Origin of the sequence: Streptomyces sp. NBC_00236 (genome assembly GCF_036195045.1) — a bacterium.
In the GTDB taxonomy this organism is placed as follows: domain Bacteria; phylum Actinomycetota; class Actinomycetes; order Streptomycetales; family Streptomycetaceae; genus Streptomyces.
This window is the reverse complement of sequence record NZ_CP108100.1, coordinates 2,380,045-2,404,823: the sequence shown is the minus strand read 5'-3', so window position 1 is coordinate 2,404,823 and position 24,779 is coordinate 2,380,045. Positions and strand designations below refer to the sequence as shown.

Below are 24,779 nucleotides of genomic sequence, written 5' to 3'. Positions count from 1 at the left end.
CCTCCGGGCGGACGGCGCTACGTCCGGAACACGCTCTAGTCGACCTCGGCGACCGCCTGCGCGAACTGCGCCGCGTACAGCCGGGCGTAAGCGCCGTGCGCCTCCAGCAGCTCGTCGTGCGTGCCCTGCTCGACGATCGACCCGTTCTCCATCACCAGGATGACGTCGGCGTCCCGGATGGTGGAGAGCCGGTGCGCGATCACGAAGCTCGTACGACCGTGCGCGAGGCCGGCCATCGCCTTCTGGATCAGCACCTCGGTGCGGGTGTCGACGGAGCTGGTCGCCTCGTCGAGCACCAGTATCACCGGGTCGGACAGGAACGCCCGCGCGATGGTGATCAGCTGCTTCTCGCCGGCGCTGACACCGGAGCCCTCGTCGTCGATCACCGTGTCGTAACCGTCGGGCAGGGTGCGGATGAAGCGGTCGGCGTGGGCCGCCCGTGCCGCCTCCTCGATCTGCTCCCGGGTGACGTCGCCCGAGGCCCCGTAGGCGATGTTCTCCGCGATGGTCCCGCCGAACAGCCAGGTGTCCTGGAGGACCATGCCGATGCCCGAACGCAGGTCGTCGCGCGACATCTTCGCGATGTCGACCCCGTCGAGAGCGATCCGGCCCTCGGTCACCTCGTAGAACCGCATCAGGAGATTGACCAGCGTCGTCTTTCCGGCGCCGGTCGGGCCGACGATCGCGACCGTGTGACCCGGCTCGACGTTCAGCGAGAGGTCCTCGATGAGCGGCTTGTCCGGGTCGTAGCGGAACGACACGTTTTCCAGGGACACGCTGCCGCGCAGCTCGCCCGGGAACTCGCCCTCGCCCTTCGACGGGTCGGCGTCCTGCTCCTCGGCGTCCAGCAGCTCGAAGATCCGCTCCGCCGAGGCGATCCCGGACTGCACCAGGTTCGCCATCGAGGCGACCTGGGTCAGCGGCATGGAGAACTGCCGCGAGTACTGGATGAAGGCCTGCACATCACCGATCGACAGCGCGCCCGAAGCGACGCGCAGCCCGCCGACGACGGCGATCAGCACATAGTTCAGGTTCGACACGAACATCATCAGCGGCTGCATGATCCCGCTGTTGAACTGCGCCTTGAACCCGGCCTCGTACAGCGCCTCGTTCTGCTCGGCGAAGTCCCGCGCCGACTCGTCCTGCCGCCCGAAGACCTTCACCAGGGTGTGCCCGGTGTACATCTCCTCGATGTGGGCGTTGAGCTTGCCCGTCACCTTCCACTGCTGGACGAACTGCGGCTGCGAGCGCTTGCCGACCTTCGCCGCCACGACCACCGACAGCGGCACCGTCACCAGCGCGACCAGCGCCAGCAGCGGCGAGATCCAGAACATCATCACGAGCACGCCGATGATGGTCAGCAGCGAGTTGATCAGCTGCCCCATCGTCTGCTGCATCGTCTGCGAGATGTTGTCGATGTCGTTCGTCGCCCGGCTCAGCACCTCGCCGCGCTTGGCCCGGTCGAAGTACGACAGCGGCAGCCGCGACAGCTTCGTCTGGATGTCCTCACGCAGTTGGAACACGACCCGGTTGATCACCCGGATCGACAGCCGCGTCGACACCAGCATCAGCAGCCCCGCGCCGACGTACACGGCCAGCGCCACGAGCAGCACCCGGCCGATCGCGTCGAAGTCCATGCCCTGCCCCGGGGTGAAGTCCACCTTGGAGAGCATGTCGGCCAGACCGCTGTTGCTCTTGCGCAGGCCCTCGACGGCCTGCTCCTTCGTCGTCCCCGCGTCCATCCCCCGGCCGACGACACCCGCGAACACCAGGTCGGTGGCCTTGCCGAGGATCTTCGGGCCGACCACGGACAGCGCCACGCTCAGCGCGACGGCCACCATCATCACGTACAGGGTGGCCTTCTCCGCCGCGAAGCGCTTCAGCAGCCGCTTCGACGAGCACTTGAAGTCCATGGACCGGTCGGTCGGAGCGCCGCCCGCCATCATGCGTCCACCAGGCCCGGCCATTACGCGGCCTCCGCTTCCGTCAGCTGGGAGAGAACGATCTCCCGGTATGTCTCATTGCCTTCCATCAGCTCGTGGTGGCTGCCGGAACCGACGACGCGGCCCTCGTCCAGCACCAGGATCCGGTCGGCGTCGCGGATGGTGGACACCCGCTGCGCGACGATCACCACCGTCGCTCCCCGGGTCTCCCGCAGCAGCGCCGCACGCAGCGCCGCGTCCGTGGCGTAGTCCAGAGCGGAGAAGGAGTCGTCGAAGAGGTAGATCTCCGGCCGCTGCACCAGCGTCCGGGCGATCGAGAGCCGCTGTCGCTGCCCGCCGGAGACATTGGTGCCGCCCTGTGCGATCGGTGCGTCGAGCCCGTGCTCCAGCGCCTCGACGAACTCCTTGGCCTGCGCGATCTCCAGCGCGTGCCACAGCTCCTCGTCGGTCGCGTCCGGATTCCCGTACCGCAGATTCGTCGCGACCGTCCCGGAGAACAGGTACGGCTTCTGCGGGACCAGGCTCACGGTCTTCGCCAGCAGAACCGGATCCAGCGTCCGCACGTCCGTCCCGTCGACCAGCACCTGGCCGTCCGTCACATCGAACAGCCGCGGTACGAGACCGAGCAGCGTCGACTTCCCGCTGCCCGTCGACCCGATGATCGCGGTCGTCTCGCCGGCCCGCGCCACCAGGTCCACCGAGCGCAGCACCGGCTCCTCGGCGCCGGGGTAGCGGAAGTCCGCACCGCGTACCTCCAGATGCCCGTGGACCGTGAGCTCCCGCACCGGGTTCACCGGCGGCACCACGGAGGAGTCCGTCTCCAGGACCTCCTGGATGCGCTCGGCGCACACCTCGGCGCGCGGCACCATCATGAACATGAAGGTGGCCATCATCACCGACATGACGATCTGCATCAGATAGGAGAGGAACGCGGTCAGCGCGCCGATCTCCATCCCGCCGCTGTCGATCCGGTGCGCACCGAACCAGACGACGGCGATCGACGACACGTTCACGACCGTCATCACGGTCGGGAACATCAGCGCCATCAGCCGGCCCGTGGACAGTGCCACGTCGGTGAGCTCGGTGTTGGCGCCCCGGAAGCGCTCCTCCTCGTAGTCGTCGCGCACGAAGGCGCGGATGACCCGGTTGCCGGTGATCTGCTCGCGCAGCACCCGGTTCACCGTGTCGAGCCGCTCCTGCATCGTCCGGAACAGCGGACGCATCTTCCGTACGATCAGGCTCACCGCGATGCCGAGGACGGGCACCACCGCGAGCAGCACCGCGGACAGCGGGACGTCCTGGCCGAGCGCCATGATGATGCCGCCGACACACATGATCGGCGCCGACACCATCAGCGTGAACGTCATCAGGGCCAGCATCTGGACCTGCTGCACGTCATTGGTCGTACGGGTGATCAGCGAGGGAGCGCCGAACCGGCCGAGCTCGCGCGCGGAGAACGACTGCACCCGGTCGAAGACCGAGGCCCGTACGTCGCGGCCCAGGGCGGACGCGGTGCGGGCGCCGATGTAGACGGCCCCGATGTTGCAGACCACCTGGGCGATGCTGACGACGATCATGACGCCGCCGTACTGGACGATGTAGCCCGTGTCGCCCTGGACGACACCGTTGTCGATGATGTCCGCGTTCAGGGTGGGCAGATAGAGAGTGGCGCAGGTCTGCAGCAGCTGGAAGACGACCAGCAGCGCGATCGGTTTCTTGTACGGGCCGAGATAGGCCCGCAGGAGTTTTATGAGCACGCGTGTCTCTCGGAGTCGGCGAGGGCGGGAGTCGACCCATTTTCGGGTACCGCCCACCGGGACAGCGAACGTTTTTATTCAAGTCCAGGTCAAAAAACAGACCGGGTCCATAATTTCTTGGTCCGGACCATGCCGGGGGCCCGGACGCGTCACCGAGAGCACTCGCCTCAACGCACGGCGTCGAACGCCCCCGGGTGGATCTGGTCCCGCGTCGCCACGTACTGCTGGCGCACCGCCTGTCCGACCGGAAGCTCCTCGCCGGGCTCCAGCACCTGCGCCGCCGCGCCCTGCCAGGCCGGGGGCGTGCGCCCGTCCAGCGTCCCCTGCGAGACGCCCAGGGCCCAGGCCGCCTGCCGGGCCGCCCCCAGCGCCGCGTACTGCGCGGGCTGCGGCACGACCACCTGGGTGCCCAGGAGCGCGGGCGCGAGCCCCTGTACGGCCGGCAGCTCGGCGGCGGCGCCCAGCAGGAACACCCGCCGCACCTCCACCCCGCGGCCGCGCAGCACGTCCAGCGCGTCGGCCAGCGAGCAGAGCATGCCCTCGAACGCGGCCCGCGCCAGATGCTCCGGCTTCATCGACTCACGCCGCAGTCCGCTCAGCGTCCCGGCGGTGTGCGGCAGATCCGGGGTGCGCTCACCCTCCAGATACGGCAGGAGTACGAGCCCCGAGGCGCCCGGCGTCGACTTCAGCGCCAGCGCCGACAGCTCCTCCAGCCCGTCCAGCCCCAGCATCTCGGCCGTGCCGCGCAGCGCGCGTACCGCGTTCGACGTGTGGACCACCGGCAGATGCATCCCGGTGGCATCGGCGAAGGACGTGATCATTCCGGTCGGGTCCGCCAGCGCCTCGTGGTGCACCGCCATCACGGAACCCGACGCCCCCAGCGACACCACCGCGTCACCGACCGCCACCCCGAGCCCGAACGCCGCCGCCATCGTCTCGCCCGTACCCGCCGAGATCAGCAGCCCCTCGGGCGTCGTCCCCGCCGCGTCGGACGGACCGAGCACCTCCGGCAGCGCCGCCTGGTGCCCCAGCGCGAGCTCCACCAGATCCGGCCGGTACGACTCGCTGCCCGCCGACCAGTAGCCCGTACCCGACGCGGCCCCCCGGTCGGTGGTCCGCCGGGCCGGCCGGCCCAGCAGCTGCCACACCAGCCAGTCGTGCGGCTGGAGCACGGCGGCCACCCGCTGCGCCAGGTCCGGCTCGGTCCGCGCCAGCCACCGCAGCTTCGACACGGGCTGCGCCGCCTGCGGCACCGCCCCGACCGCCTCGGCCCAGGCCTGCCGCCCGCCCAGCCCGTCGATCAGATCGGCCGCGGCGACCTGCGCCCGGCGGTCGTTGCCGAGCAGCGCCGGGCGTACGAGATTGCCCTGGTGGTCCAACGGCACGAGCCCGTGCTGCTGCGCCGACACCCCGATGGCCTGCACCCCTTCGAGCAGGCCGCCGGCGGCGGCCTCACCGAGGGAGAGCAGCCACGCCTGAGGGTCGACCTCGGTGGCCTTGGCGTCGACGGGATGTGCGGCGTATCCCTGACGCAGTACGGCACCCGTGTCCGTATCGCAGACCACGATGTGCGTGAAGGCGGATGAACTGTCCAAGCCGGCGACTATGCCCATACATGGATTCTGCCGCACCCCCGGCGGTTTCCCGACCGGTGGTGCGGCAGACGTGGGGACGGGGGACTCAGGTGTTCGTCGTTCCCCAGTCGTCCTCACCGTTCGCCCCGCGCCCGCGCAGCGACCGCACGCGGTCCGCCACCGACGCCGGCACCTTGTCGCCGACCTTCTCCTCGACCGCGTGGTACGCCTTCCCCGCGAACTGGCGGCCGCTCTGGGCCGCCGTCTCGCAGGTGTTGCGCACGGCCGGGTTCTGGGCGAACTGGCGTGCGGACTTCTTCAGCTGCTCGTAACGCTCGCGCCCGGCACGCGTGCCGAGTACGTAACCGAGGGCCACTCCGGCGATGAACGTGAGCCGGTACCGCATGGCTGCCACCCTTCCTTCGCTCCGTGCGACGTGTGCTGCTCGCCTACCCGCAGGCGCCCGAGATCACCCCGGGCGATACCGATTGGCAAAGCACCCCCCTGCTTGCGCTAATGTATGTGTCGCAGCGAACGCGCGCCGCCCGGCAGTAGCCAGGCAGGTACGTTCGAGGCAACGCAGCAATCCCCTGTAGCTCAATTGGCAGAGCAGCCGGCTGTTAACCGGCAGGTTACTGGTTCGAGTCCAGTCGGGGGAGCGCGATCCCCTGTAGCTCAATTGGCAGAGCATTCGGCTGTTAACCGGAGGGTTACTGGTTCGAGTCCAGTCGGGGGAGCGGAACGGAAGAGGGCCCTGCGGGGTCCTTTTTCGTGTGTCCGGGGCCGGTCCGCGAGGGGTCCGGTGCGGAGGCGTCCACGGGGCCCGTGTGACACTTTCGCGTCAAGTTGTCGTCACCCGGAACCGGACAGCGAGCAGCGCGGTCTTCATGGTCACGAGCAGCCGGGCACCCGGGGCAAGAGATCGTATGACCGGCTATGCTGCGGCAGACGGCGCGCACACATGTACGCGCCACGCCGAAACGGGGCGGTAGCTCAGCCGGTTAGAGCAGCGGACTCATAATCCGTCGGCCGTGGGTTCGAGTCCCACCCGCCCCACCAAGATCCCCAGGCAGAAACGTTCTGACCTGGGGAAACGCGTTTTTCGGGGGCGGTTTCCGTGCAGCGGACGCTGCACGGAGGTGCAGCGAACGTGGCGGCTTGGGGCATGCAGGACGAGCGCTGCACGGCTGTGACCTGGGCTTTTTTATGGTTGCCGTGTCCGTGGGGTTATGAATGCTCCCACGGCCGCTTGAACGGCGATATATCCTCGCTCACGCCTTTTTCCGTCTCCGTCGTTGCCCGTGATGGTGAGGCGGGTATCTCCGGCGCGGTCGTTGCCGCTGAGGTACTGGCGCTTGCCAGGGCAGCCTGCCGACACGCAGCGGAGCTGTAGGGGCAGTGCCCGTGTGATGGCTCGTGAAGTCGAGCTCCCCAGTTCTGCGGTGCCCGGGCAAGGCCCTGAGTGAGGTTCCCGGTTGAGCCGGGAGCGGCGGGGGCCGACGGCTCCTTCTGCGAGTGAGCGGCGGTCGGTTCTGGGCGCACAAGGCGTCTGGCGGTGAGTGATGGTGACGGCGGAGTCCCACGTGAGCGGGCAGGGGCGCTATCCGGGAGTGTGTGACGCAACATCACAGACGGTGCCTGAGGTGAGAGTTGCGCTCGTCTCACCGTGTGTGTCGTCGACGGCGCCCCCGACAAAGCCCTGGCCCAGGCCCGGGCAGCAGCCGACGGCCGGGACGTCCCCCTCGGTGGGGGCGCGCTGCACGTAGCGGTCCCCCCTGGAGCTCGGCTCGGGCACCAGGCTCTGGCAGTCCCCGGACGAGCTCGATGTCCGATTCCATCACGACCTCGTCCCCAGCCCCAGCGGGGTGGTCCACCACCTACTCTGGAGACGTTGACCGACCGATCGCGCTGCTCGACGGCTCCACCGAACTGCGTCCCGCTGATCGATCCGGTTGTGGCACGCTCAGCGTGCGCCCGATAGTCACCAGAGCGTGACCAGTACGGGATTTCCTCGCGAGACGCAGCTCGTGGAGTGCGTCCGGCCGAATCCTTGCCGGGGGTATGCAGGCAAGTCGGGTTGGTCGCCTCCCGGACGAGCGGCTCGTGCCGCTAGCCTGTAGCACATGGAGTTGATCAGGGCAGCTTCGGCAGAGTTCGAACGAGTTGTGCGCCAATTGCCCGCGGACTCGTCGGAGCAACCGACGCCGTCGGGAATCTCGGTACGCGAATTGATTGAGCACGTGGTGGTGGGGAACCGCTTCACCGCACTTCTGCTGGCAGGCGTTGGTCGCGACGAGGCCCGCGCCATGCTCGCAGCCAAGCAGGTCGGCGATGACCCAGTCGCTGACGTGAGTGAGTCCGCACAGCGCCAAGCACAGGCATTCTTCGCGACATCGCCCGAGCAACAGGTCGCGGGCCCGAACGGAAATGTTCCCGTCGCTGCCTACTTGCGATTCCGTCTCGTCGACCTGGTAGTCCACGCGTGGGACCTCCTGCGTGCTGCGCGTCTCGACGAGACCCTAGATCCGCAGACTGTTGTCGGCGTACTGAACACGGTCGAGCCGCACCTGGACGAAATGCTTGCCTTCGGAGCGTATGGCGCCGGTCCGAGCGGAACGCTGCCTGCTGACGCGTCACCACAGATCCGGCTGCTCGACTCGTTCGGGCGACGACCATAGGCGACATCTCCGATCGTGCGGATGACAATCCTGCTCTGGTGACTGACGCCTTCCGGTCATTTGGTCCGCTGAAGGACCCTCGGCCGAGCCGAGCCCCGACGGCCTTCGGACGCTCTCGTGCAAGGCGATGGGGCGCGCCGGTCGCGGATGTCATTCAGTGCGCGCGGGTGCGCTGTCCGCGGACTGTCCGGGGGCTCATGCCGAGTTCTTGGCTCATGGCCCGTCGAAGTGCCGTCGGGTCGCTGTACCCGACGGCATGGGCGACTCCGGTGACAGCGAGGTCGGTGTTGTGTAGAAGCTCGACAGCTCGCTCGACACGCAGGCGTCGTAGGAATCGAGCAGGTGACATACCTGTGGCTTCGCTGATTCTGCGGGTGAAGGTGCGCGGACTGAGGTGTGCGGCGGCGGCCAAGTCCCTCACTCCTATGCTTGTGTCGAGGTGCTGGAGCGCCCATGACCGCGCGATTGCGACATCGCTGGCGGCGCCCTCGATCGTCTCGGGCATCACGTAAGGAGACTGCGACTGACGACGGTCAACCGCGAGGTACCTGGCGCACTCCCGGGCGAGCGCCTCCCCAGCGTGACGCCCTACGAGCGTCAGCATCAGGTCCAGGTGCGCCAAGGCTGCCCCTGCGGTTGTCACCGGGCCGTCGGTGACGACGAGATCAGCAGGTGTCAACCGAACTGCGGGGTACCTGCTGGCGAACAGCGGAGCCAGCCACCAGGTAGTAGTCGCACGTCGCTGATCGAGGATGCCGGCTTCGGCGAGGAGGAACACTCCGGCGCACGAGGCTGCGATCTCGCTACCTGCTGCGGCGGCTTCCTTCAAGTAGCGCGCCGCCGCTCTGGCATCGGGCGCTGCGAGTCGGCTCCGAACCTCTTGGGTGTTTCTCATCCCGAGGCCAGGGACGACCACGAGATCCACCGGATCCGTGGCGTCTCCATAGCCGTTAGCGACCCAGGGCTGGACGTCGAACTGATCGGCCCGTCCCGATCGGAGGGCCAGCCGGTTCGCGGTGTCGAGGACATCAACCGTGATGGCCACGGAGGTGGCCATCGCTCCCTCGAGATCCAGGACGCGGACCGAGGTCATGTCTCGAACCGCTCGAAATGTGGCCGGTCTCGCTCTCTCAAGGACTTCATCGTGATCCATCGTAGTCACCAGATCGGCCGCACTCCGCGACGATCCATCGCAGGGGGATCTCCATGACGGATCACGACGTGACCCAAGACGACGACCTCGCCGACTTCACCGTCCGGTCCGTCTCGCTCCTCGGTCAGGTGCGTCGCGTGTATGTCAGCGGTGACGGTCCCGGCGTGATCGTGATGCACGAGATGCCCGGCATCAGCCCACACGTCGCTCGTTTCGCCCGATGGGTCCGCGATCGTGGCATGACGGTCTACCTGCCTTCCCTCTTCGGCACCGACGGCGCCCTCGGCGACGCCGACAGCGGGGCACAGGTGTTTCGTCGTCTCTGCGTAGCGAAGGAGTTCCGCGCTCTCGGCGGTGGCGAGTCGAGCCACATCACGACGTGGTTGATGGCCCTCGCTCGCTCGGCGCACCGTGAGTGCGGGGGAACAGGTGTGGGCGCGGTCGGGATGTGCTTCACCGGCAACTTCGCCATCACCATGATGCTCGAGAGCGCCGTCGTCGCGCCGGTGGCCTGCCAGCCGTCCCTGCCGTTGGATGAGCCGGGCGCCCTGGAGATCAGCGACGCCGAGCTCACCGCCGTGAAGGAACGTCTCGACCGTGACGGTCTCACCGTCCTGGCCTACCGATTCGAGGGCGACAAGGTCTGCACCAGGGCACGCTTCGATGCCTACGCGCAAGCCCTGGGTGACTCCTTCGTCAGCCGCGAGCTCCCCGACACTGCCGCGAATCGTGATGCACCGCCTTTCTTCGCCGTTCACGTCCCCTATCCCCACAGCGTGGTCACCGTTCACCTCGTCGATCGCGAGGGCGAACCGACCGCCACGGCACGCGACGAGATCCTCGACTTCCTTGTCCACCGGCTTCACGGCCACGCCAACTCAGACCGCTCGACTGACGCTCACGCGAACCGACGCTCTCCAGATAGGAGCCCTCTGTGACTGCCTACGCCATCGCCCACCTGCGCGACGCCGAGCCGCACCCGGACATCGCCGAGTACATGGAGCGGATCGCCGGCACGTTCGAGCCCTTCGGGGGCCGCTTCCTGGTGCACGGCACGCCACCGGAGGTGAAGGAGGGCGCGTGGGCCGGACACGTCGTGGTGATCGGCTTTCCCGGGATCAACGAGGCCAGGGACTGGTGGGACTCTCCCGCCTACCGGGAGATCGCACCCCTCCGCTCCCGGCACATCCAGGGCGACATCATCCTCGTCGGCGGCGTTCCCCAGGACTACGACCCGAGCGCCACCGCGCAGGCCATCCGAAACGCCCAGGCGTCGCGGTGAGGTCGTCGACTCTGCAAGGACGGGGACGTCGACACATGCGCCGGAGCACCGTGCCGCCGACGCGCCCCTACACCCGTGGCCCGTGGTCGTACTTGGCGTGGCTCGTGTCTCGGCAGCGCGGCCGGGTGACGCTCGGAGCGGTGCTCGGCAGCGCCTGGATGGTGGGGCTCGCCCTACCGCCGTACGTGCTGTCCCGTGCGATCGACAGCCTCGCGGAGGGCCAGCGGAACGTGGTGCTGGGGTGGACGGCTGTCCTGCTCCTGGTCGGGGGCGTCCTGGCGGGCCTGAGCATCTGGCGGCATCGCACCATGACCCGGGTGCGCATGGATGCGGCGCTGCGGACGGTGTCAGAGGTGAACGCCCACGGCATCCGTCTGGGAGACACGATGGCGCGTCGCGCGCTCACCGGGGAGGTCGTGGCCATCGGAGGTGGGGACGCGTGGACGATCGGGCGCAGTCTCACCGCGACCGGGCCGGGAGTCGGTGCGGTGCTCGCCTACGTGGTGATCGCGGTGCTGCTGTTGCGGATCTCGGTGCCACTGGCTGTGGTCGTGCTGGCGGGGGTTCCGGTCCTGGCCCTGGTCGTGGGTCCGGCGACGCGCCGGCTCCGGACGGTCGGTACGCCGTATCGCGAGCAGCAGGGCCGAGTGACGGGTCGGATGGTGGACATCGTCGCGGGGCTGGGCGTCCTGAACGGCTTGGGCGGCAAAGCGGTCTACGCCGACCGTTTCCGCGCCGAGTCGCAGCGGCTGCTGCAGCACGGCTATCGGGTCGGCCGCGTCACGAGCGTGATCCAGGCAGCCGGTCTGGGGCTGCCGACACTGTTCTCCGCAGCGGTGGTGTGGCTGGCCGCCCGGCTCGCGGTCGAGGGCAGCATCACGGTGGGCGAACTGGTCGCGGTCGCCGGCTACGCCGCGGTGCTGGCGGTGCCGGTGGCCTCCTTCATCGAGGGCGCGCTCGATCTCAGCCAGGCTCTCGTGGCCGCACGTCGGGTGACCGACTTCCTGGACGTGCGCCCCGACAGCACCGGCACGGCGGTGCCCCCGGGGCGGGGAGACCTGATCGACGAGGCCTCCGGGTTGCGGATCACACCGGGGACGTTCGCTGCGGTCGCCACCGCCCAGCACTCCGACGCCGTGGCCCTCGTCGACCGGCTCGGCGGCTTCCGCCCAGGTGCCACCTGGGCCGGGCAGCCGACCTCCGAGCTCGATCCCGCCCAGCTGCACGAGCAGGCGCTGGTGGCCGACAACGACGCCGCCCTGTTCGCCGGGTCCCTGGCCCAGGTGGTGGCCGGTCGCCTCGACGTCGCCGAACTCGGTGAGGCTGCGATCCTGGACGCGCTGTACACCGCCGCCGCCGACGACGTGGTCCGGGGCCTGCCCGAGGGCCTGGGGTCGAGGATCGACTCCGGGGGACGGAACCTCTCCGGCGGTCAACGCCAACGCGTCCGGCTCGCTCGGGCGACGATCGCCGACCCGACCGTCCTGCTCGCGGTGGACCCGACCTCGGCGCTCGACGCCGCCACGGAGGCCACCATCGTCGACCGCCTCACCCACCACCGTCGCGGCAAGACCACATTGGTCACCTCGACTTCCGCGCTCGTGCTGCAAGGAGCCGACGAGGTGCACCTGCTCGCCGACGGCCGGGTGGTCGCAAGCGGCACCCACACCGCCTTGCTGGCCAACCCCGCCTACGCCGCTCTGGTCCACCGCGGAGGACCGGCCACCAGCGCCCACGACCCCGAGATCCAGGCATGAGCGCGCAGCCGTTGCCGGTGGCAGAGCCCGGCGAGGTCCGCCGTGCTGCGTGGCGGCTCATCCGCTCCGACCGCGCAGCATTCATCGTCGTGCTGCTCGCCAACTGCGCGGCGGCGGGCGCAGGTCTGGTCGGGCCGTGGCTGCTCGGGCAGATCGTCAACGAGGTGCAGGCCGGGGCTGGGGTCGCGACCATCGACCGGTTGGGCCTCCTCGTGGTGCTTGCCGCGGCCGCGCAGCTCCTGATCGGGCACCAGGCCCGCCGCCTGGGCTACCGGTTCGGCGAACAGACCGCCGCCCGACTGCGCGAGCAGCTGGCCGACCGGCTCATGCGGATCCCTGCACGAGTTGTCGAAAGGGCCGGCACCGGCGACCTGACCTCACGTGCCACGACCGACGCCGGCCTGGTGTCGTTCGCTCTGCGCGACGCCGCGCCAGAGATGGTGTTCGCCCTTGCCCAGGCGCTGATCATCATCGTCGCCGTCGTCCTGCTCTCCCCCGGGCTGGGCGCCGTCGGACTGGTCGCACTCGTCGCCATCCCCGTGGTCCTGCGCTGGTACCTGCGCCGCGCCCGGTCGGCTTATCTGGCCCAGGCAGCCGCGCATGCCGAGGTCGCCGACGTCCTGGCCGGCACCGCCGCCGGCGCCCGGACGGTGGAAGCGCTCGGCCTGCAGGAGCGGCGGGCCGCCGACTGCTCGTCCGCGATCGCTGCCGCGACAGCCGCCCAGCTGCGCACCCTTCGCCTGCGGAGCGTGTTCTTCCCGACCATCGACGCCTCCACCGCCCTTGCCGTCGGTGCGGCGTTCGGCGTGGGCGGCCTGCTCTACCTCGACCACCAGCTCAGCCTCGGCACCGTCGTCGCGGTCGTCCTCTACCTGCGCCAGCTCACCACCCCGATCGATACGATCCTGATCTGGGTGGAGACGTTGCAGAGCAGCGCTGCCTCGTTCGCCCGCATCGAGGGCCTCGCCTCGTCAGCGGAACCGCCACGACGCAGCGCCGAGGGCGTCACGGCCGTCCCCACCGACCAGGACATCGTCGTCACCGACGTCCGCTACGCCTACGACGGGGCCGACGTCCTCCACGGTGTAGACCTCGACGTCCGGGCCGGCGAGTATCTCGCCGTCGTGGGGACGTCGGGAGCAGGCAAGACCACCCTGGGTCGCCTCATTGCCGGCATCGACCGTCCCCGATCAGGAAGGGTCACCGTGGGCGGTGCGGACGTCGCCGACCTCGCACCCGAGCAGCTTCGCCAGCACGTCGTCCTGGTGACCCAGGAGCACCACGTGTTCGCCGACCCGCTGCGCGACAACCTCACCATCGCGGCACCTCACGCCACCGACGACGAGCTGCTCGAGGCCCTCGACGTCCTCGGCGCAGACTGGTTCGACGACCTCCCCGACGGGCTCGACACCGACCTCGGCACCCATCGGCTCGGCGGCGCCCAGGCCCAGCACGTCGCGCTCGCCCGAGTCCTGCTCGCCAATCCCCACACCCTCGTCCTCGACGAGGCCACCGCCCTGCTGGACCCGACGACCGCTCGCCGCACCGAACAAGCCCTCGCCGCCACCATCCAGGGCCGCACCATCATCGCCGTGGCCCACCGACTCCAGACTGCCCGAGACGCTGACCGCATCGCCATCATGGAAGGGGGCCGCATCACCGAGCTCGGCCACCACGACCACCTCGTCACCACCGCGACCTCCTACGCAGCCCTCTGGGAAACCTGGAGTGCAGAGACCAGCCACGACAGGACTGACAACCATGAGTGACAGACGAAGCCGACCCGCGGGACCCGTGCCACCGGCAGTCCGTCCGCTCACGATCGTCACCGGCGGGGCGCGAGGGATCGGCGCCGCCACCGTCGCGCACCTGGCGCGTGCAGGACACGACCTGATCGTCGGCTACCGCGACGACCGCGCCTCCGCCAAGAGGGCAGCCGCGGCAGCACAGGACCACGGCGTGAGAGCCGTCGCCGTGGCCGGCGACGTGACCGACGAAGATGACGTTGCCGAGCTGTTCGCCGCTGCCGCGGACCTGGGCGCCGTCACCGGACTGGTGAACAACGCCGGACTGACCGCACACCTTGGAGACTTGGCGGACACCCCGGTCGCGGTGCTGCGCCGGGTCGTCGACGTGAACCTCGTCGGCGCGCTGCTGTGTGCGCGTGAGGCGGTCCGGGCAATGTCCACCACCCGCGGCGGACACGGTGGGGCAATTGTCAATGTCTCCTCGGCAGCAGCCACGCTGGGCTCGGCCCACGACTACGTCCACTACGCCGCAGCCAAGGCCGGGGTCGAAGCGATGACCGTGGGACTCGCCAAGGAGGTCGCCAACCAAGGGATCCGGGTCAATGCCGTGGCGCCGGGCACGGTGCACACGAGGATCCACGCCGATGCCGGGGATCCGGACCGCGCCGGGCGCGCTGCCACACGCATCCCGTTGGGCCGAGCCGGAGAGCCCGACGAGATCGCTCCGGCCATTGTCTGGCTGCTCGGCACCGAGGCCAGCTATGTCACCGGAGCCAGCATCCGAGCGGCTGGTGGACTGTGACCCGCTCGGCCGCTGACGATCGCGAAGGTCGGCGACGTCGAGCCTGCAGCACCAGCGTAGGACGCGCATTTTGGCGAGAGGATGATTCAGTGCCCCACAGTGATGACAGGCCGTCGACGTCCGCCCGATCGCGGGAGCTCCGCGAGCTGTACGAGGCGTTCAACGCCCGCGAGATCGATCGGATCCTCGCAGCCATGACCGCCGATGTCCAGTGGCCCAACGGCTGGGAAGGCGGGCACCTCGAAGGACGGGCGTCGGTCCGCGACTACTGGATTCGCCAGTGGGCTCAGCTTCGGCTGTCTCTCACACCTGTGCAGTTTCGGGAACGGGGCGACGGCCGGATCGAAGTCGCGGTCAGACTGGTGGCTCGCGACCCGGGCGGTTCCGTCCTTGCTCGAGAGGAGGTCCGTCATGTGTACGAGTTCGAGGGTCGTCTGGTCCGTCGCATGCAGGTTGAGCAGTAGTCGACGATCGCCCGAATCGGGTCACGGTCTCAGAGGGCGGTATGCGAGTCGTTGTCTGATATCTGACTCTGTCATGGGATTGGCGTGCAGGTCTGGGCTGGTGACGATCGCCGGTTGCATGGCGAGGGCGAAAAAGTCAGCGGGCTGTCCCAGCCTGGGCTCTGCGACATACTGCGCTCATGAGCGGAGAGGAATCTGCGCGGCTGGCGAAAGCCCTCATCGAGTTCCGTGAGGCCGAAGGCATCTCGGAACGTGAACTCGCACGCCGTGGGTGGCTGAGTGAGGCGACCTTCAGGACCTTCGAAGGCGACCGTGGGGACCTGCCCGCCCCGATTGTTGCCCGAAACTTCGAGGAAGTCCTTGGCTGGGCTCCGGGCAGCATCAAGGCCACGCCGTCCGAGGCGATGGGCCGTGAGCCATCGGCGGACTCGGCCATAGACCTCGAGTAGGCGCGCTGGGCAGGGCTGAAATACGAACGCAAGGGCGATCACTTCCTGGCCTTCACCAGCATCGCCTGCACACTCATCTGCTACCGCAGACTCGCCAAATGGGATGACTTTTCAGTCCATCGGATAGAAGTCAGGCTCCGGAAAAGGCCTCGCGATCGAGAACGGCTCGAAATCGGGATCGGTCAGCACTCGGCAGACGAACTCGGAAGTGGACATGTTCACTTCGTGCCAGGGATACGGATCTCCCTGTGTGACAATGGGCCAGCTCGCCGGATCCTTATCCGCGGACGCCAGCCAGAAGTAGCTGCACTTCATCTCACCGAACGCCCAGGGAATGAGGCCGCGCTGACCTGGCCGGTACATCCGGTAGGGCTTGAAGGCGGGATCTGGGCCGCTCTCCGGGCCGCCCTCGAGATACTTCTTCCAGATCCTGACCAGGTCGAACTGCCTCGTGGCATCGACGGTGAAAACACGCAAGAACTCCGAGAATTCGCCCTTGCCGAACGTCTCGGCAAGCTTCTTGTAATCTTCGGGCAGTTGAGTACCAAGATCTTCCTCGATGCTGTTCCAGGGAATATCGAGCCGAAGCGGCTCCCGGTGCGTAGCCTCAGCGATTCGCTCGATCCACATTCTCTTCACATTCCGATCGAAGGCTTGGGCCGGGGGCGTATCAGATATACGACACACCCCCGGTCTCACTCTATGGGGTGTTGTAGACCGGCACCGAACAGTTGGCGCCGCTCGAACTGTTCCCGGTTATGTCGAACTGTTCCTGTGGCACAGGAAAACGTGGTGAGGGCTTGCACTGCTAACTGTCGCCCGAAGCAGAGTGGGTGTGGCGCGGATGTGGCGATCCATTCGCCACGGCCGGACCTCTTGAACGACCCTTTCCCCTCTGTTGGTCTGACCGCAGAGCCTCCCCGCCCGGCGGCGAGACCTTCCCCTTCCGCGCCCGGCCTTGATGCCGTGCGCCCACGACCGGCTCACATACGGGAACTCGCTGAAGGTCCCCGTCATGAACCTCACGTGACCCGAGTGCGCGCCGGATGACCATCGCTGAGACAGAGGGCTATCGCCTGGCCCAGATGAGAATGGCAGCAAGGTGGAGTGCAGCCAGGTAGACAATGGCCAGTTTGTCCGTTCTCATTGCGAGACCACGCCACTGCTTGAGCCGGGCGATGCATCGCTCGACAGCATTGCGCTGCTTGTACGCCTCGGCGTCGAAGGCGGGAGGCCGGCCTCCCACATGACCGCGTCGCCGTCGGTGACCTACCTGGTCGGACGGTTGGGAAATGACGGCACGGATCCCGCGCCGACGGAGATGGCTCCGGATCGCACGGGACGAATACGCGCGGTCCGCCAGAACAGCGTTCGGCCGGACTCTCGGTCGTCCCGGCCCAAGCCGCGGGACACGAATGCCTGCCAGCACCGCTTCGAACGACGGCGCATCGCCCGCCTGGCCTGCGGTCACGTGGAACGGGAACGGGAACGGACGAGCGTGGCTGTCGCTGGCAAGATGCACCTTGTGCTCAGGCCGCCGCGGGAACGTCCGAGCCCGTGATCGTCAGGCTCAGCCCGATCTGGCGCCCCCTTTTCCTTGCTCCCGCTGTGTGCTGGTGGGCCCGGCGGACGGTGGAGTCCACAGATACCGTCCAGCCGATGTCCTTGCCCTCGTCGGCGGCTGCAAGGACCGCAGTGAGGATTCCCTCCCACGTTCCGTCCACGGCCCAGGCGTCGTCCGGCTCTACGTCTTCGTCACTGTCCTGCTGCTCTGGGTCTTCCATGGGCACCAGCATTCCCTGTCCCACCGACACCGGCCCCGCATTTTTTCGGGCCGCCTGCTTGGGGCCGCACGCCGTTGGCCACCGCCGTGCCGACGATGTCAGCCTCGGTGCCGACACCGGGCGGAGGGATCAGGGGAGTGGGTCCCGCACCTACGCCAGTATCCCGTGGAAGGGGCCGGGTCGGACTCGTCTCGACGGTGAAGGTTTTGATCACCTACAGTCACGCGGGGTGTCGAGTAGCCTCCTTTTCTTGGATGCCTCGCCAGCGTGGCGGTCACCAGCGGAGCCCCACACCGTGTCGATCGAGAAGCGCGTGATCGGATGTGCTTGACGCGGCTTCTTGTGCCTCTCGTACCGGTGCAGCGAACGCTGCACCGGATCCGCTGGAGCCGGATCGAGGGGGATTCAGCAGGATGGAAACAGGACGATATATCCGTGTCTCTGAGAAAACCGCAGGTGAGACGCGTCACCGTTTTGGGTTCGAGTCCCACCCGCCCCACCCATATCCCCAGGCAGAATCGTTCTGACCTGGGGAAACGTGTTTTCCGGGGGCGTCTTCCGTGCAGCGTTCGCTGCATAGAGGTGCAGCGAACGCTGCGTTGAGGGCGTGCAGACCAGCTCTGCATGGCTGTGACCTGGGCCTTTGTGGTGCCGTCTCCGTGGGAGGGGTATGAACGGTCCCACGGCCGCCCGGGAATGCGATGAGTCGCTCTCGCTTCGTCCGGCGCGGAGTAACTCGTGCGTGAGCGAGCGTTTTCGGAGTGGCCACTGATGGGGTGACGGTGGCGAGGCTGCAACGCACGAGGCACCCGTGCCGTTGAGGGAGATGTTCGACGTCTCAACTCATCAGCGCAGGTGTCTCGTTGGTTCCCTGTCCTGCCGCACTCGACCTGCCCCATGTGCTGGTCGAGTGGGTCACCATGCGCATCGTTTACCGCGAGGGTGACCGCCGCTGCAAACTTCCGCCGCACCAACGTGCACTCGTCGCTCTGGTGTACCTGCACAAGCACGACACCTTGGCCCAGATCTCTGCCGGCTGCGGGATGTCGGTCGGCACCGCCCACGCCTTACCACCGCGGTCATCGACCTCCTGGCCTCCCGGACACCGGGCCTCCTGAAGGTCCTGCGCGAGACCGACCCGGAGTACGTTCTGCCCGACGGGACGCTCGCCGAGTGCGACCGGGTCGGCGACTGCCGGACCGACTACTCCCACAAGCACCGCCGCCACGGCGTGAACGTGCAGGTCGTGACTGACCCGGTCGGGCAGATTCTGTGGATTTCACCGGCCCTGTCGGGCCGGTGTCACGATCTGACCGCGGCCCGCACCCACCGGATCATCCGGATCTGCGAGCGCCAGGGCGTCCCCGTCCTGGTCGGCCGCGCCTACGCGGGTGCCGGACCCTGGGTCACCACCGGACGCAGACGCCCACCCGGCGGGCAGTCAACCCCGACGGAACGGACGATCAACCAGGCACTGGCCGCGTCCCGGGCACCCGTCGAACGCGGCGTGGCACGACTTGAGTCCTGGAGGATCATCCGAAGATCGCGATGCAGCCCCAATCGAATGACGTCAATCACCAAGGGCATCCTCACCCTGGAGAGGCAACGCTGAAAACGCTCACTGGATGTGAGACAGAGTGAACGTCTTACGGTCCCCCGGCGGGTTTCAGTCCTCAGTCGGAGGGGTGTTCGCCCTGGGCGACCTCGATGCCTCGGTGCAGCCGGACGGCGCCGGTCAGTGAGGAGGCCCCGGCTGTCGTGCAGACGAGCGCCATGGCCAGCAGTGCGGGAACCACGCACCGTACGGGCGCCCGGGTGAGCAGCGCCTTGACGCGGGCCGGGACTGGGCCGGTGGCCACGCCGGGGGCCAGGGCGGGCGTGTCGGCCGCACGCCGGTCGCGGCCGGCGACCAGTGCCGCGCGTCCCACGGACCGGGCCGCGAGAGTGCGGTCGCCGCAGTGGCGGGCAGCGGCTTCGTCGGCCACCCGCTCGGCGGCGAAGGACACGTGGGTGGCGACCGCCGCCAGCGCGGGATGGCACCAGCCGGCGAACTGGGCGGTGGCCAGGAAGAGGTGGTGCTTGCCGGAGAGGTGAGCCCTCTCGTGCGCGAACAGAACCTCGCGCTCGACGGGCCCCAGGGCGCGCAGCATGCCGGTGGTCACCACGATCCGGTCCGCCCGGTGCGCGCCGCCCGGCAGCGCGAAGGCGTCAGGGCGCGGATCGTTCAGGACGCAGAGCCCTCCGGCGCTCGGGAGGCCCGCGACGCGGGCGCGCGCGGCACGCAGACGCACCCGCTCCGACGCCCCCTTGAGCAGTACGCGGGAGGTGGCGAGCGCGAGCCCTCCGGCTGCCAGCGCCGAGACGCCGAGCACCAGTAGTTCCGGCCCCGCCCTGAGCGGGTGGATCAGATCCGCGAGCGCGGAGACGGGCGGGAGCGCGAGGGCGATGGGCAGCAGGAGGGCGCCCAGGCTTGCCACAACTCCGACGGCCAGTGCGGCCGTCGCGCAGGTGACCCCCCACAGTGCGATCCCAGGCCGTACCAGGCCTACCGTGCGCCGCGCCAGCGGCAGGAGGGCCCAGGGCATGACGAGCGGGATCAGCAGCAGGGTGATCACTGGACGTCTCCCTCCAGCAGGCGTTTGAGCTCTGCCTCGTCGGCGGGGCTGAGCTCTGCGACGAACCTGGCCAGCACCGTGCTGCGGTCATCGTCCTGGTCCAGCTCCCGGTGCATGCGCCGTGCGGTCAGCCCGTGGGAGTCCTGCACCGCGAAGTACAGGAAGCCGCGCCGGCCCGGTGCGCGTCCGACTGTCCCCTTCTCGTGCAGGCGTGCGAGGAGCGTCGCCACCGTGGTACGGGCCAGCTCCTGAGGTATCGCCGCTCTCACCTCCGCCGCCGACTGTGGCCCGCCTGCCGCGCACAGAGCGGCCAGCACGCTGGCTTCCAACTCGCCCGCGGGCCTGCGCTCACCCGTCGCCTCCGTCATGGAGCCATCATCCCCGCCGCGTCGTCTACAGTAAAGTAGACCGACTACTACGTTGTAGACGTAAGGTGCTCAGCCACCGGCGCGGCCCCGTAGCACCCCCGGTCTCCCCGTGGCCGTACATCCGACAGCCCATCACCGAAGGGGTAAGCGCCTATGACGCTCGCGCTCCATGCCGCACCGTCGCTCCAACTCGCTGTGAACGTCCTGGACGCGCAGTCGCTGCTGGCCACCTTCGGTACGGTCGGCATCGCCGCCGTCCTGTTCGCCGAGACCGGCCTTCTGCTCGGGTTCTTCCTCCCCGGCGACTCACTGCTGTTCACCGCCGGCCTCCTGTGCGCCGGAGGCTCGTCCTCCGCACCAGGCCATCTGTCCCTTCCGTGGGTCCTCGTCGCCGCCGCCGGAGGCGCACTGGCCGGGGCTCAGACCGGCTACCTGCTCGGCCGCCGCGCAGGCCCGGCGCTGCTGAGCCGCACGAAGTCCCGCAAGCTCAGCGAAGGCGCGGACCGTGCCGCGGACATCCTCCAGCGATACGGGCACGCCAAGGCGATCGTGCTGGCCCGCTTCCTGCCGCTCGTACGGACCGTCCTGAACCCGCTCGCCGGTGCCCTCGGCGTCCCCGCGCGCACCTTCACCCTCTGGCAGGTCCTGGGCGGGCTGGTGTGGACCGCGGGCCTGGTGCTCGCCGGCTACGGCCTGGGCGCGTCGGTCCCCGACATCGACCGCTACCTCCTGCCGATCATCGCCGTCATCGTCGTCATCTCGCTCATCCCCGTCGGGCTGGAGATCCTGCGTTCGCGACGCGCGCACCACACGGACGGGGGAGCCTGATGCACATCACGGCTGTCGCCGCACAGGCGCATGACGGTTCGGGCATCGACGGAGCCGCGTATCTGGACGTGGTCGACACCGCGCACCACGCCCCGACCTGGCTGGACAACCTGATCTCCGGCTACTCCACCTACGGGCTCGCCCTGTTCGCGGTCATGATGCTGGCCGGGTGGTGGCAGGCCCGCCGGCAGAACGCACCACAGGCGGTGAAGGCCCTGGCGGTGCCCGTCCTGACCGTGATCGCGTTCGCCGCCAGCACCGTACTGAAACAAGCGGTGCGCGAGAGCCGCCCCTGCCAGACGCTGCACGTGATCACGCTGGAGGCGTGCCCCGCGCCCGGTGACTGGTCCTTTCCCAGCAACCACGCCACCCTGGCCGCCGCCGCGGCGGTCGCGCTGTGGTCCGTCTCGGCGCGCCTGGGCGTGATCGCGACCATCGGCGCAACGGCCATGGCGGTCTCCCGCGTGTGGGTCGGTGCCCACTACCCGCACGACATCATCGCCGGGCTCGCCGTGGGCGGGCTCGTTGCCGCGATCCTGGCGCTGCTGCTGTCCAGGCACGCACCTGCCCTGGCCGACTTGCTCGGGCGAGGACCTCTGCGCCCGCTGGTCGCCGCGTGAACCTCGCCGGCGCACCCCGAACACCGACTGCCGCCCGCAGCCCGCGGGTTCACCTGGTGTGCTGGTGTGTTCTCGCCGCTGCTGCTTTCACGGCCCTCTCGGCGGCGGTGCTCGCCGCAGGCGGGGGGCTGATCCCGGGCGACGCGGGCATACGCCGCTGGGCCCTGGGCAGTCGGCCGCCCCCGGTCGTTGCCACGCTGCGCGCCGTGACGGCCACCGGCACCGGCATCACCCCCTACCTCGTGGCTCTGGCCGCCGGCCTCATCGCCGCACCGGCCCTCGACGCCGGCCACGGGCGGCGCCCCATGGCCCGCTTTGCCTTGCCCGTCGCGGCGTTCGCCGTATGGCTGGCGTTGGGGCAGGCGCTGCGCTTCGCCCTCCTGACGGTGATCGCGCGCCCGCGGCCCCCGCGTGAGGACTGGCTCACGCACGCTTCGCGCTGGTCCTTTCCCTCCGGGCACACCACCACCACGTCGATGGCCGCGGGGCTGCTCGTCCTCGCTCTCCTCGCCCGCAGGCCGCCCGCGTACAGGTGGTGTGTGGCCATGGCCGTGCTCTGGGTCGCAGTGATGGGAGTGAGCCGGGTGTGGCCGGGGGTGCACTGGGCCAGTGACGTCGTGGGCGGATGGTTCCTCGCCGCGGCCTAAACGCTCCTCGCGACGGTGGTCGCGATGGTGATCCGTGCCCGGGAGCCCGGTCATGACGGGTCGATCGGGATCTAGGCGCTGGAAGGAGGACGAAGCTTCCACTGCTGGCCTGCCGTCGTTCGACGAGATGCCGATACTGCGTGCGAAACGCCCCGGCTCCGACTGCTTGGGGACGCATGGCGCTATCTCGCTGAGGGTGACGCTCTGCCTTCCTGTGTCGAGAGCGGTCAGCTGGATGTGCGTACCGTGGTCGTCGGGTCGGGGGGTCTATTTTCTGTGTCGACCACGTCAGTCCGGGGCCGAGTCAGGTTCGGCTGAATCGGTTGCAAAGCATTGGGGAAGCGGTGCAGCGAACGCTGCACCGTCGGCCGGTGGAGCGGGATCGAGCGGGATGCAGGCGGACGGAAACAGGGGGATTCCCTTGGTTCGTCAAAGAAGCCGCAGGTGAGAGGCGTCGCGCTTATGGGTTCGAGTCCCACCCGCCCCACCAGCTTCACTCTGCGGAAACGTTCTGACCTGCGAGAACGTTGATTTCGCGGCTGTTTTCCGTGCGGTATCGGCCGCACGCCGTGCAGTACTGAACCGCTGTCGCGCTGTGACAGCGGTTCATTTGTGTCCGACCGGGCCCTTGTGGCCGATCGGCTGAAGGGCCTTGTGCGGCGGTCCCACGACTGTGGGGGAGACGCTCGGGCTCACCGCTGTCTCGTCGCAGGCTGTGCCGCTCGCAGCTCGGCAGCCGGGCGGTCCGGGCGACGTGCCGGCCGTCGGCTGCGAGGTGCAGCCGACGGCCGGCAGCGCCACCACCATGGCGCATGCACACCGCAGGGTCAGAACGTGCCGGCGGAGTTGCACTTGGCCCTCTGGGTGATGCAGTCCTTCACGCGGTGCCCGAGACCGTCGTTGTCCCAGGCGTTGAAGAAGTCGCCGTGGATGGACGATGCCATGCCCGAGGCCAGCCGGAAGCCCGCGGAGCTGCCGCTGGTCGGATAGCTGACGACGAAGGAGAGGTTGGGGATGGCGACGGGGTAGGCGCCGCTGCACTTGCCGTCGTAGGTGGCCGCCACGTGCGACTTGTGGTCGGGACTGTCGAGGTTCTTGCCGTCCCAGCAGTCGGGGAAGACGAGTTGGTGGGTGAGATGGGCCGTCGGGGCGCAGCGCGGCCAGTTGCCGTCGGCGCTGCGGCCGATCTCACCGCCCTCGCCGGCGCACCAGTACTGGCCCGGCGAGCCCGCCGGGGTGGGCGTCTGGGTCTTGGCGTTGCCCGCGATCATGCGGAACCCCTGCGGGAAGGGCACGGTCGCCGAGGGGTCGACGAGCCGGGAACCGTAGTACACGATCATGCCCTCGGCTTCGACGGCCTTGTCGCCTTCGTACAGGGTCGGGATCCAGTACGCCGAGAGGTCGTTGGCAGGGGTGCAACTGGTGGGTGTGCTGGTCAGCAGCGACTGGGTCGTGGAGAACGCGTCGGTGCTCCTGTTGCCGAAGAAGCTGTGCATGTGGGACGCACCGGGCAGGCCCGGCAGGACGATGGGGTCGTCCGGCTTGGAGTGGCTGTAGGAGCAGGTGGCGTTGAACTCCGGGACCCGGACGATACCGGCGGGCACGGCGGCGGGCGTCATCGCACGGAACTGCGCCAGCTGGGCGTCCCACTTGGCCTGGTCGATGGGGACCCATCCGGCCGCGGGGGTGTCGCCCGCGCCGACGAAGGAGAACCAGTTGATGTTGACGAAGTCGCCGGCCTCCGTGCTGCGCAGCACGGCGAACACCGTCTGTGAGCCGGTGGGATGGGTGGTGACGTCGGTGGCCCGGGTCGCCCAGGTCTGCCAACCGCCGGTCGGGGAGACCGGTATGACGGCGAGCAGTGGTCCGGTCAGGCTGCCGGTCCGGAATTCCACCGTGCCCGAGCCGACGGCGGACGCGATCCGGGCCGACACCGTCATCCGGCCGGCCGCGCCGAGGTCGACGTTGTCGAAGCGCATCCAGTCGCCGTTGGCGAGGTACGCGGCGTTCTGCCCGCCCCCGGTGTCCCCGGTCGCCTCCGACACGACACCCGACTGGGCTGCGTAGGACTCGGCCTGGACGGTGACCGTCGCGGCCTGGGCATGCTGGGTCGACACGGTCAGGTTCAGGGCGGCGGCCAGCACGACCACCAGAGCGCTCACCAACAGTGTGTACAGATGGGCGGGATATCTGCGCATTTCACTTCCTCACGGGCATCAGGGGGGACGGGTCTGCTCGCCGAAGTGCGGCGATGGGAGAGCGGGAGGCGGACAGCGGCGTCCGCCCGCAGGGGGATTCGGGTGTCTCGGA

General features: G+C 68.9%; 20 protein-coding genes, 3 tRNA genes and 3 pseudogenes. 16 read left to right on the top strand and 10 right to left on the bottom strand.

Features of this window, described 5'->3' with window-relative positions; genetic code table 11:
- Positions 1-35 precede the first annotated feature (35 nt).
- The 4 genes from OG446_RS10745 to OG446_RS10730 all read right to left on the bottom strand — a co-directional run bounded on the left by OG446_RS10745 (position 36) and on the right by OG446_RS10730 (position 5,680).
- Positions 36-1,967: an ABC transporter ATP-binding protein gene (locus tag OG446_RS10745; protein WP_328893812.1), complete on the bottom strand. Its 1,932-nt coding sequence runs from the start codon at positions 1,965-1,967 to the stop codon at positions 36-38.
- Positions 1,967-3,700, bottom strand: a complete 1,734-nt coding sequence (locus tag OG446_RS10740; protein WP_328893811.1) for an ABC transporter ATP-binding protein — start codon at positions 3,698-3,700, stop codon at positions 1,967-1,969. The genes OG446_RS10745 and OG446_RS10740 overlap by 1 nt, the downstream gene beginning before the upstream one ends.
- Positions 3,701-3,867: 167 nt before the next feature.
- Positions 3,868-5,313 (bottom strand): FGGY family carbohydrate kinase, encoded by a 1,446-nt coding sequence (locus tag OG446_RS10735; protein ID WP_328893810.1) that lies wholly within the window; start codon positions 5,311-5,313, stop codon positions 3,868-3,870.
- A gap of 67 nt (positions 5,314-5,380) precedes the next feature.
- Positions 5,381-5,680, bottom strand: a complete 300-nt coding sequence (locus OG446_RS10730) for a YtxH domain-containing protein (RefSeq protein WP_148021896.1) — start codon at positions 5,678-5,680, stop codon at positions 5,381-5,383.
- Between the two features lie 180 nt (positions 5,681-5,860).
- Here OG446_RS10730 and OG446_RS10725 point away from each other — a divergent pair.
- The 5 genes and pseudogenes from OG446_RS10725 (at position 5,861) to OG446_RS10705 (ending at position 7,952) form a co-directional block, all read left to right on the top strand.
- Positions 5,861-5,933, top strand: a tRNA-Asn gene (locus tag OG446_RS10725).
- A gap of 5 nt (positions 5,934-5,938) precedes the next feature.
- Positions 5,939-6,011, top strand: a tRNA-Asn gene (locus OG446_RS10720).
- Positions 6,012-6,256: 245 nt separating this feature from the next.
- Positions 6,257-6,333, top strand: a tRNA-Ile gene (locus OG446_RS10715).
- 616 nt (positions 6,334-6,949) lie between these two features.
- A pseudogene (locus OG446_RS10710) lies at positions 6,950-7,169 on the top strand (dihydrofolate reductase family protein); the annotation flags it as partial.
- A 228-nt stretch (positions 7,170-7,397) separates the two neighbouring features.
- On the top strand, positions 7,398-7,952 hold the full coding sequence (locus OG446_RS10705; RefSeq protein ID WP_328893809.1) for a TIGR03086 family metal-binding protein: 555 nt from the start codon (positions 7,398-7,400) through the stop codon (positions 7,950-7,952).
- Between the two features lie 154 nt (positions 7,953-8,106).
- Here the strand turns inward: OG446_RS10705 and OG446_RS10700 are convergent, their stop codons facing one another.
- Entirely contained in the window at positions 8,107-9,009 is a 903-nt protein-coding gene (locus tag OG446_RS10700) for a GlxA family transcriptional regulator (protein WP_328893808.1), read from the bottom strand.
- Positions 9,010-9,158: 149 nt separating this feature from the next.
- On the opposite strand from OG446_RS10700, the gene OG446_RS10695 reads away from it, so the two are divergent.
- The 7 genes from OG446_RS10695 (at position 9,159) to OG446_RS10665 (ending at position 15,607) form a co-directional block, all read left to right on the top strand.
- On the top strand, positions 9,159-10,043 hold the full coding sequence (locus OG446_RS10695) for a dienelactone hydrolase family protein (RefSeq protein WP_328893807.1): 885 nt from the start codon (positions 9,159-9,161) through the stop codon (positions 10,041-10,043).
- Positions 10,040-10,387, top strand: coding sequence for a DUF1330 domain-containing protein (locus OG446_RS10690; protein ID WP_328893806.1), 348 nt, complete (start codon positions 10,040-10,042; stop codon positions 10,385-10,387). Before OG446_RS10695 ends, OG446_RS10690 begins: the two co-directional genes overlap by 4 nt.
- Positions 10,388-10,491: 104 nt before the next feature.
- Positions 10,492-12,144: an ABC transporter ATP-binding protein gene (locus tag OG446_RS10685; protein WP_328893805.1), complete on the top strand. Its 1,653-nt coding sequence runs from the start codon at positions 10,492-10,494 to the stop codon at positions 12,142-12,144.
- Entirely contained in the window at positions 12,141-13,913 is a 1,773-nt protein-coding gene (locus OG446_RS10680; RefSeq protein ID WP_328893804.1) for an ABC transporter ATP-binding protein, read from the top strand. Before OG446_RS10685 ends, OG446_RS10680 begins: the two co-directional genes overlap by 4 nt.
- Positions 13,906-14,694, top strand: coding sequence for an SDR family oxidoreductase (locus OG446_RS10675; protein ID WP_328893803.1), 789 nt, complete (start codon positions 13,906-13,908; stop codon positions 14,692-14,694). Before OG446_RS10680 ends, OG446_RS10675 begins: the two co-directional genes overlap by 8 nt.
- Before the next feature lie 89 nt (positions 14,695-14,783).
- Entirely contained in the window at positions 14,784-15,158 is a 375-nt protein-coding gene (locus tag OG446_RS10670; RefSeq protein WP_328893802.1) for a nuclear transport factor 2 family protein, read from the top strand.
- A gap of 179 nt (positions 15,159-15,337) precedes the next feature.
- Positions 15,338-15,607: an XRE family transcriptional regulator gene (locus OG446_RS10665; protein WP_328893801.1), complete on the top strand. Its 270-nt coding sequence runs from the start codon at positions 15,338-15,340 to the stop codon at positions 15,605-15,607.
- 111 nt (positions 15,608-15,718) lie between these two features.
- Here the strand turns inward: OG446_RS10665 and OG446_RS10660 are convergent, their stop codons facing one another.
- Positions 15,719-16,237 carry a hypothetical protein gene (locus OG446_RS10660; protein ID WP_328893800.1) on the bottom strand — a complete coding sequence of 173 codons (519 nt, stop codon included), beginning with the start codon at positions 16,235-16,237 and terminating at the stop codon, positions 15,719-15,721.
- Between the two features lie 439 nt (positions 16,238-16,676).
- Positions 16,677-17,337, bottom strand: a pseudogene (locus OG446_RS10655) (IS5 family transposase); the annotation flags it as partial.
- A 917-nt stretch (positions 17,338-18,254) separates the two neighbouring features.
- On the opposite strand from OG446_RS10655, the pseudogene OG446_RS10650 reads away from it, so the two are divergent.
- Positions 18,255-19,003, top strand: a pseudogene (locus OG446_RS10650) (transposase family protein).
- Positions 19,004-19,064: 61 nt separating this feature from the next.
- Here the strand turns inward: OG446_RS10650 and OG446_RS10645 are convergent.
- Both OG446_RS10645 and OG446_RS10640 read right to left on the bottom strand, forming a co-directional pair.
- Positions 19,065-20,006 (bottom strand): M56 family metallopeptidase, encoded by a 942-nt coding sequence (locus tag OG446_RS10645; RefSeq protein ID WP_328893799.1) that lies wholly within the window; start codon positions 20,004-20,006, stop codon positions 19,065-19,067.
- Positions 20,003-20,374 carry a BlaI/MecI/CopY family transcriptional regulator gene (locus OG446_RS10640; protein ID WP_328893798.1) on the bottom strand — a complete coding sequence of 124 codons (372 nt, stop codon included), beginning with the start codon at positions 20,372-20,374 and terminating at the stop codon, positions 20,003-20,005. The genes OG446_RS10645 and OG446_RS10640 overlap by 4 nt, the downstream gene beginning before the upstream one ends.
- Before the next feature lie 153 nt (positions 20,375-20,527).
- Between OG446_RS10640 and OG446_RS10635 the strand changes: the two genes are divergently transcribed.
- From OG446_RS10635 to OG446_RS10625, 3 genes are all read left to right on the top strand, one after another.
- Positions 20,528-21,202, top strand: a complete 675-nt coding sequence (locus tag OG446_RS10635; protein ID WP_328893797.1) for a DedA family protein — start codon at positions 20,528-20,530, stop codon at positions 21,200-21,202.
- A complete protein-coding gene (locus OG446_RS10630) occupies positions 21,202-21,822 on the top strand; it encodes a phosphatase PAP2 family protein (protein ID WP_328893796.1) in 621 nt (206 codons plus the stop codon). The genes OG446_RS10635 and OG446_RS10630 overlap by 1 nt, the downstream gene beginning before the upstream one ends.
- Positions 21,823-22,028: 206 nt before the next feature.
- Positions 22,029-22,469: a phosphatase PAP2 family protein gene (locus OG446_RS10625; RefSeq protein ID WP_328893795.1), complete on the top strand. Its 441-nt coding sequence runs from the start codon at positions 22,029-22,031 to the stop codon at positions 22,467-22,469.
- A gap of 827 nt (positions 22,470-23,296) precedes the next feature.
- Here OG446_RS10625 and OG446_RS10620 read toward each other — a convergent pair.
- The gene (locus tag OG446_RS10620; RefSeq protein ID WP_328893794.1) at positions 23,297-24,667 is read right to left on the bottom strand and encodes a DUF1996 domain-containing protein; all 1,371 of its coding nucleotides are present in this window, start codon (positions 24,665-24,667) and stop codon (positions 23,297-23,299) included.
- Positions 24,668-24,779 lie beyond the last annotated feature (112 nt).

What these genes read in the sequence shown, in the direction of transcription:
- OG446_RS10745 (WP_328893812.1), bottom strand. Translation starts at nt 1,967, where the DNA reads ATGGCCGGGCCTGGTGGACGCATGATGGCGGGCGGCGCTCCGACCGAC.
- OG446_RS10735 (WP_328893810.1), bottom strand. Translation starts at nt 5,313, where the DNA reads ATGGGCATAGTCGCCGGCTTGGACAGTTCATCCGCCTTCACGCACATC.
- OG446_RS10730 (WP_148021896.1), bottom strand. Translation starts at nt 5,680, where the DNA reads ATGCGGTACCGGCTCACGTTCATCGCCGGAGTGGCCCTCGGTTACGTA.
- OG446_RS10705 (WP_328893809.1), top strand. Translation starts at nt 7,398, where the DNA reads ATGGAGTTGATCAGGGCAGCTTCGGCAGAGTTCGAACGAGTTGTGCGC.
- OG446_RS10700 (WP_328893808.1), bottom strand. Translation starts at nt 9,009, where the DNA reads ATGGCCACCTCCGTGGCCATCACGGTTGATGTCCTCGACACCGCGAAC.
- OG446_RS10695 (WP_328893807.1), top strand. Translation starts at nt 9,159, where the DNA reads ATGACGGATCACGACGTGACCCAAGACGACGACCTCGCCGACTTCACC.
- OG446_RS10680 (WP_328893804.1), top strand. Translation starts at nt 12,141, where the DNA reads ATGAGCGCGCAGCCGTTGCCGGTGGCAGAGCCCGGCGAGGTCCGCCGT.
- OG446_RS10675 (WP_328893803.1), top strand. Translation starts at nt 13,906, where the DNA reads ATGAGTGACAGACGAAGCCGACCCGCGGGACCCGTGCCACCGGCAGTC.
- OG446_RS10665 (WP_328893801.1), top strand. Translation starts at nt 15,338, where the DNA reads ATGAGCGGAGAGGAATCTGCGCGGCTGGCGAAAGCCCTCATCGAGTTC.
- OG446_RS10660 (WP_328893800.1), bottom strand. Translation starts at nt 16,237, where the DNA reads ATGTGGATCGAGCGAATCGCTGAGGCTACGCACCGGGAGCCGCTTCGG.
- OG446_RS10640 (WP_328893798.1), bottom strand. Translation starts at nt 20,374, where the DNA reads ATGACGGAGGCGACGGGTGAGCGCAGGCCCGCGGGCGAGTTGGAAGCC.
- OG446_RS10635 (WP_328893797.1), top strand. Translation starts at nt 20,528, where the DNA reads ATGACGCTCGCGCTCCATGCCGCACCGTCGCTCCAACTCGCTGTGAAC.
- OG446_RS10630 (WP_328893796.1), top strand. Translation starts at nt 21,202, where the DNA reads ATGCACATCACGGCTGTCGCCGCACAGGCGCATGACGGTTCGGGCATC.
- OG446_RS10620 (WP_328893794.1), bottom strand. Translation starts at nt 24,667, where the DNA reads ATGCGCAGATATCCCGCCCATCTGTACACACTGTTGGTGAGCGCTCTG.